The organism is Corallococcus interemptor, from assembly GCF_003668875.1.
GTDB lineage: Bacteria > Myxococcota > Myxococcia > Myxococcales > Myxococcaceae > Corallococcus > Corallococcus interemptor.
Genome location: NZ_RAWM01000218.1, coordinates 1 through 7,138, shown reverse-complemented (window position 1 = coordinate 7,138; position 7,138 = coordinate 1). Strand labels below are relative to the sequence as shown.

General features: G+C 69.6%; 4 protein-coding genes, 5 tRNA genes and 1 other RNA gene. 9 read left to right on the top strand and 1 reads right to left on the bottom strand.

The annotated features are described in order from the left end of the window. From D7X96_RS38110 to ffs, 9 genes are all read left to right on the top strand, one after another. Positions 1-2,996 (top strand): tetratricopeptide repeat protein (locus tag D7X96_RS38110; RefSeq protein WP_121771929.1); only part of this gene is annotated, 2,996 nt, incomplete at its 5' end. Between the two features lie 89 nt (positions 2,997-3,085). Next, entirely contained in the window at positions 3,086-4,366 is a 1,281-nt protein-coding gene (gene serS, locus D7X96_RS38105; protein WP_121771927.1) for a serine--tRNA ligase, read from the top strand. A 126-nt stretch (positions 4,367-4,492) separates the two neighbouring features. After that, a tRNA-Ser gene (locus D7X96_RS38100) sits at positions 4,493-4,579 on the top strand. Positions 4,580-4,621: 42 nt separating this feature from the next. After that, a tRNA-Ser gene (locus tag D7X96_RS38095) sits at positions 4,622-4,711 on the top strand. Positions 4,712-4,740: 29 nt separating this feature from the next. Next, a tRNA-Arg gene (locus tag D7X96_RS38090) sits at positions 4,741-4,817 on the top strand. A 25-nt stretch (positions 4,818-4,842) separates the two neighbouring features. Then, positions 4,843-5,310 (top strand): tRNA adenosine(34) deaminase TadA, encoded by a 468-nt coding sequence (gene tadA / locus D7X96_RS38085; RefSeq protein ID WP_120552978.1) that lies wholly within the window; start codon positions 4,843-4,845, stop codon positions 5,308-5,310. Positions 5,311-5,316: 6 nt separating this feature from the next. Further along, a tRNA-Ser gene (locus D7X96_RS38080) sits at positions 5,317-5,403 on the top strand. 13 nt (positions 5,404-5,416) lie between these two features. After that, positions 5,417-5,503: transfer RNA gene (locus D7X96_RS38075), tRNA-Ser, on the top strand. A 22-nt stretch (positions 5,504-5,525) separates the two neighbouring features. Next, positions 5,526-5,618, top strand: an RNA gene (gene ffs, locus D7X96_RS38070) — signal recognition particle sRNA small type. Between the two features lie 89 nt (positions 5,619-5,707). Here ffs and D7X96_RS38065 read toward each other — a convergent pair. Continuing rightward, on the bottom strand, positions 5,708-7,138 hold a 1,431-nt coding region (locus D7X96_RS38065; RefSeq protein WP_370450226.1), incomplete at its 5' end, for a glycosyltransferase family 39 protein.

Below are 7,138 nucleotides of genomic sequence, written 5' to 3'. Positions count from 1 at the left end.
TCAACCCGGCCGTGGACTTCGGCGACGTGGACTTCGGCGACCCCGCCCCCGTCCCGGCCTCCGCGGCCACGGGCCTGCCGGACGCGCTGGAGTTCGACCCCACCGCCGCGCCCGTGGATGACCTGGAAGCGGACCTCTCCGCGCCGCTGCCGCCCCCGCCCGCCTCGGGCCCCGCGGACGGCCTGGAGATGCTCAGCTTCATCGACGACAGCGCCGGCAAGGACACCGGTGGCCGCGCGCCGGTGAAGCGCTTCCACGTGCGCCGCCGCTCCGGGAAGATGTTCGGCCCCTTCGAGGAGGGCGTCATCGTCAAGATGCTCGAGGACGGCCAGCTCCTCGGCAACGAGGACGTGTCGCCGGACTCGGAGGCGTGGTCCGCCATTGGCACCGTGCCCGTCTTCGCCGCCGCCATCCAGCGGCTGATGGAGGGCCCGGCCAAGGCGGTGCCGCTCGCGGCCACCCCGGGCGCGCCGGCGCCGGACGCGGCGGGCGCCACGGATCCCGCCAACCCCCAGGCCAGCATGGAGCGGCTGCGCCAGCTCTACGAAGGCCGCATGGCCGCGGTGTCCGTCGTGGACCGCAGCGCCGCGGACGCCAAGTGGAAGAAGCGCCTGCCGGTCCTCATCGCCGCGGGCGTGTCGGTGCTGGTGCTGGGCACCGGCGCCAGCTTCGAGGCCAGCCGCTACGGCGCCTTCGGCCGCCACAAGTTCTTCCCGGCCCGCGTGTCCGCCGGCTCCGCCGAGGCAAAGCTCGTCGACGAGGCCCGCAAGGGCCTGCTCGCGGACACCTACGCCAGCTACAAGGAGGCGCGCGCCAAGAGCGCCCAGGTGCTGGCCAACGGCGAGTACCCGGAGGTCCGCGCCCTCTGGTGCCAGTCCGTGGCCTACCTGCAGCGCCGCTACGCGGACGGCGAACGCTCCGACCTCACCGCGTGCAACACCCGGCACATGGAGGCCATCGAGCTGTTGGGTGAGAAGAACGTGGAGGTCATCAAGACCACCGCCGCCATCGCCATCACCAACCGCAAGGCCGCGGACGTGCAGGCCCGCCTGCAGGACGCCTCCATCCGCGAGGACAACCAGGGCGACCTGGAGCTGGCCTTCCTCCTGGTGGAGTCCTACGCGCAGCAGAGGGACATCCCCAACGCCGTCGCCACGCTGACCAAGATCCTGGAGAAGGACGCGAAGTCCGCCAAGGCCCACCACGCGCTGGGCAACCTGTACCAGGCGCAGGGCAAGGCGGACGAGGCCGCCAAGGCCTACGCGGACGCGCTCGCCGCGGATCCGCAGCACGCCGCCTCCGCGGTGGAGCTGGCCGCGGTGGAGCTGCTGGTGCGCAAGTCGAACATCGAGCAGGGCGCCCAGGCCGTGGAGAGCGCGCTGAAGCTCCAGGACGCGCTGGGGCCCGCGGAGCGCGCGCGCGCCCGCGGCCTCAAGGGCGTGGCCCTCTTCCAGCAGTTCAAGCCCAAGGAGGCGGAAGCCGAGCTGAAGGAGGCCCTCAAGGACAACCCGGACTCCGCCTTCATCAAGGCGCAGCTCGCCCAGGTGCTGCGCTCGCAGCGCGCGTACGACGGCGCGCTGCCGCTCTACGAGGCGCTGGCGAAGGAGGACAGCGGCAACCTGGAGTTCGTGGACGGCCACATCACCGCGCTGGTGATGACGGGCAAGATGCAGGACGCGCTCACCGCCGTGGAGGCCGCCAGCAAGAGCTTCCCCAACGAGGCGCGCATCGCGTACCTCTACGGCCGCATCGAGGACGCGCTCGACAAGCCCTCGGAGGCCGAAGGCCACTTCAAGCGCGCCACCGCCGCCGACCCGAAGCTGGTGGACGCGGGCCTGTACCTGGGCCGCCTGTACCTGCGCCAGCACCGCAACGCGGACGCGCGCGGCCTCTTGGAGGCCGCCGCGCAGCAGGCGCCGGAGCACGCGGGCGTGCACGCGGGCCTGGGTGAGCTGGCGCTGTCGGAGAACAACAGCCTGCTGGCGCAGCAGGAGTTCGACCGCGCCGTGCAGCTGGACCCCAACCTGGCGGACGCCCACCTGGGCCTGTCCCGCGTGGCGCTGCTCAACGGCGACGCCTCCCGCGCGGAGTCGGAGGCCAACCGCGCCCTGGAGCTGGACCCGCACCTGTTGAAGGACGGCCGGCTGCAGCGCGGCCTGGTCCTCTGGCGGCTGCACCGGCTGGACGAGGCCGCCGCGGAGCTGGAGAAGGCCAAGGCGGAGGACCCCCGCTCCACCACCACGCCCATCACCCTGGGCGCGGTGCTCCTGGAGAAGGGAGACCTGGCCGGCGCGGAGAGCAACCTGGGCCTCGCGCTGCGCAACGAGCCGTCCAACCACGAGGCGCTCTACTACCTGGGCCTCGTGCGCGCGAAGCGCTCCGAGTACACCCAGGCGCTCGACAGCATGAAGACCGCCGTGGACCGCGCGCCCAAGCGCCCGGACTACCACTACGCGTACGGCGTCATCCTGCGCGACGCGAAGCGGCTGCCGGACGCCATCGAGCAGTGGAAGGCCGCCGTGGAGCTGCAGCCCACGTACGCGGACGCCCACGAGGCCCTGGGCCACGCCCACCTGGAGCGCTCCGAGTTCGACGAGGCCATCGCCTCCTTCGAGGCCGCGCTCAAGGCGGATCCGCAGCGCACGCGGGTGCTGGGCGCCATGGGTGACGTGCTCTTCAGCGCCGCCCGCTGGGACGACGCCGTCCGCCGCTACCAGGCGGCGCTCAAGGCGGATCCGAAGCTCACGTACGTCTACTACAAGGTCGCGCGCGCCTTCACCGAGCAGGCCCAGTACGCCAAGGCCATCGACTGGTACAAGAAGGCCACCACCGCCGAGCCGGACAACGCGCAGTCCTTCTACTACCTGGGCTTCGCCTACAAGGAGCGCAACAAGCGCAAGGACGCCATCACGGCCTTCAAGGAGTACCTGGAGAAGAAGCCGGACGCGGCGGACAAGAAGGACATCGAGGACGAAATCTACGACCTCGAACACTGACCCAACCCCTCCGGGCGTCCGGCCTTGAGCACCCGGTGCGTGGTGAGCCTTGCCGGCCCACGCCCGGGATGACTACAAGGCGGGCCCCTATGCTGGACCTCCGGAACGTTGCGCAGAACTTCGATGCGGTCGTCGCCCGACTGAAGACGCGGGGCGGCAGCCTGGACCTGGGCCCCTTCCAGGCGCTCTTCACCGAGCGCCGCGACCTCTATGTCTCCATGGAGGCGCTGGCCGCGCGCCGCAACGCCGCCAACGACGAGATGAAGCGCAAGGCCAAGGAGGACCCGGCCGCGCTGGAGAAGCTGCGCGGCGACCTGCGCGGCGTCTCCCAGGAGATCAAGGAGAAGGAGTCCCGCCTCAAGCAGGTGGAGGAGGAGCTCAATCAAATCCTCCTGGTCATCCCCAACGTGCCCCACGAGTCCGTCCCCGTGGGCACCAGCGCGGATGAGAACGTCCAGGTGAAGACCTGGGGTGAGAAGCCCCACCTGCTCTTCACGCCCAAGCAGCACTTCGAGCTGGGCGAGTCCCTGGGCATGCTCGACTTCGAGCGCGCCGCGAAGGTGTCCGGCAGCCGCTTCACCTTCTACAAGGGCGCCCTGGCCCGGCTGGAGCGCGCGCTCGTCACGTTCATGATCGACGTGCACACGTCCAAGGGCTACACGGAGCTGCTGCCGCCCTACCTCGTGCTGCGCGAGACGATGATGGGCACCGGCCAGCTGCCCAAGTTCGAGGACGACGCCTTCAAGACGTCCGGCGACCCCGAGCGCTTCCTCATCCCCACCGCGGAAGTCCCCGTGACGAACTACCACGCGGACGAAATCCTGGAGGGTGAGCAGCTCCCCATCCGCTACTGCGCCTTCAGCCCGTGCTTCCGCGCGGAGGCCGGCGCCGCGGGGCGCGACACGCGCGGCCTCATCCGCCAGCACCAGTTCCACAAGGTGGAGCTGGTGAAGTTCTCCCAGCCGGAGAAGAGCCTGGAGGAGCTGGAGGCCATGACGGACGACGCGTGCGACATCCTCCGCCGCCTGGGGCTGCACCACCGCGTGATGCTGCTGTGCACCGGGGACATGGGCTTTGGCGCCCGGAAGACCTACGACATCGAGGTCTGGCTGCCCGGCCAGGGGGCGTACCGCGAGATTTCGTCCTGCTCGGACTGCGGCGACTTCCAGGCCCGCCGCGCGAAGATCCGCTTCCGCGCCCAGAAGGGGGACAAGCCCCAGATGGTGCACACCCTCAACGGCAGCGGGCTGGCCGTGGGGCGCACGAGCATCGCCATCCTGGAGAACTACCAGCGGGAGGACGGAAGCGTCGCCATCCCGGAGGCGTTGGTGCCGTACATGGGCGGGCTGAAGGAACTTCGCCCCCTGTAGTCAGGCGGATGGGGCCCCCGACGTAAAAAAGGGGCCAACATCTCGCTTGCCACGCGGAAGAAATGATGTAGAAGGGCGGCCCCACGGGCGCGGTTGGCCCGCCGGGAACCGAGCGGCACCTGCTGTGGAGGCGTGGCCGAGCGGTTGAAGGCAGCGGTCTTGAAAACCGCAGAAGGTGAAAGCCTTCCGTAGGTTCGAATCCTACCGCCTCCGATTTTGAGCTTGAGTTTCGTGGTTCTTTGACAGAGAAGAGTTGGAGAGATGGCCGAGAGGCTGAAGGCACAGGTTTGCTAAACCTGCATACTCGAAAGGGTATCGAGGGTTCGAATCCCTCTCTCTCCGCCACTTGATGTAAAGCAGCAGCCGGAAGAAATGCTCCCTTAGCTCAGCTGGATAGAGCGTCGGACTACGAATCCGAAGGCCGGAGGTTCGAATCCTCCAGGGAGCGCCACTTCTTCTTTTGGCGCGCACGTAACATGAGTGACGACATCGCTTTCATGCAGCAGGCTTTAGAGCTCGCGCGGGAAGCGGCTTCACTCGGTGAAGTTCCGGTGGGTGCTGTGGCGGTGCTGGACGGAAACGTCGTGGGCACGGGCTACAACCGCCGTGAATGCGACCGAAACCCCTTTGCTCATGCTGAGATGCTCGCGCTGGCGGCCGCAGCGAAAGCTCGCGATGCGTGGCGACTCTCCGGGGTGACCCTCTACGTGACGCTGGAACCGTGTGCGATGTGCGCCGGTGCGCTGGTTCAGTCTCGTGTCACCCGACTCGTCTTTGGTACAATGGACCCGAAAGCGGGCGCGGTCGGCTCGCTGTACAACCTGGTGGAAGAGCCCCGGCACAACCACCGGCTTCAGGTGACAAGCGGTATCCTGGCGGACGACAGTCGCCAGCTTCTCAAGACGTTCTTCGAGCGCTTGCGCGCGAAGCGACGTGAAAACTGAATATCTGGAGAGCTGGCCGAGTGGTCGAAGGCACCTGACTCGAAATCAGGCGTACCGGCAACGGTACCGTAGGTTCGAATCCTACGCTCTCCGCTCCAAAGTCTCTGGAGAGGTGGCCGAGCGGTTGAAGGCACACGCCTGGAACGCGTGCATATCTGAAAGGGTATCGTGGGTTCGAATCCCACCCTCTCCGTTGTTAGCTTCGAAGTAGCGATTTTGTGGTCGGGACAACGTGGGGGCGCGAACCCCGCCAGGTCCGGAAGGAAGCAACGGTAGCGTACTTCCGCGTGTGTCCCGGCCGTTCTGTTTCACCTGAAGCGCCGACATCCCTCCGGGGATGCCGGCGCTTCGGCTTTGCGGGCTTGCCCTCCCCTGCCCGTCCTCCCTGACGCCCCCTTCAGTCGCGGGCGAGGATGGTCTCGCGCCCCACCTCGCGGACGACGCGGAAGCCGGCGGCCTGGAGCTCCGGCAGGGCCCGGCCCTCGAAGGTGACGGCGCGGTTGAAGGCGCGGTCCCGGATGGAGGCCTGGAAGGCCGCGTCGTGGGGCCAGTCGCAGGTGCGCCAGGGGATGTTCTTGCCGATGTAGAAGAAGCCCCCGGAGCCCCACAGCCCCTCGTTGACGATGAGCAGCCCCGTCGCGTCCCCCCGCGTGGCCCGGACGATGGCGCGGAACTGGTCCGCGCGAAGGTCGCTGGAGGGAAAGCCCCGCCCGTGCAGGAAGCCCAGGGCCAGGGCGAGCACCGCCGCCCCGTTCCTCGGGCCCTGCCGGGGGAGCGTGGTGATGGAGGCGGCCAGCTGGGCCGCGGCCGCGAGCAGCGCCACCACCAGCCCCGGGTAGAGGAAGCGCTCCTCCTTGTGCGGCGTCGTCAGGAGGACGGCGGTGTAGACGGCCGCGCAGGTGAGCGGCAGGGACAGCGGGCGGAAGCGGACCAGGGGCTTCAGCGACAGGGGCACGGCCGCCCAGGCCCACAGCGGCACGGCCTGGAGCAGCGGCTCCCAGTAGAAGTCCGGCGGTGAGGCGCCAAACGCGGCGGCCGCCTTCCCGGAGAGGACGTTGTAGTCCACGTAGGCCAGGAACGAGTGGAAGGGCTGGCCCCAGGTGGCCCAATCCAGCAGCCCCAGGCCCCCGGCGACCACCAGTCCGCCCACGCAGGTGAAGGCGAGCAGCCGCCACCTGCGGGCCACGGCCAGCCACCCGAGCGCGGCCACCACGAAGAGGGCGGACGGGTAGCGCGTCACCACGGCGAGCCCCAGGGCCAGGCCGCCCAGGAGCCCGGCCCTTCGCACCCGGGAGGCCACGCCGGTGTCCGGCCGGTCCAGGGCCTCCATGGCCACGAGGAGGAAGGACGCGGAGAAGGACTCGGACAGGGTGCGTCCGGCGAAGAGGAGCACCGGCGCGCTCAGCCCCACGAGCAGCACCGCGAGCGCCCCACCCCACGGGCCCGCCCGGCGCTCGGAGAAGCGGTACACGGCCCACAGGCTCCAGGCGTGCAGGGCGAACTGGGGCAGCGCCACCACGCTCCGGTAGACGCGCGGGTCGGTGACGCCGAAGCCGTGCGCCACCTTGAGGAAGGCGGCCAGCACGCCGGGGGCGGCCCAGTTGCGCAGGCCCTCGCGCCACTCCCAGGCCAGCACGCCGTAGCCGTGCACGCGCCAGTACGCGGGCTCCAGCGCCTGGAACACCTCGTCCGGGTGGATGCGTCCCAATTCGCGCACCGCCAGGACGCACGGCACCAGCGCCACCGCGAAGAGCCCCAGCGCGCGCAAGGTTCCGGGCAGCCCCGCCGGGACGACAGGGGCCGGTGCTTCCAGCGGGGCCTGGGAGGG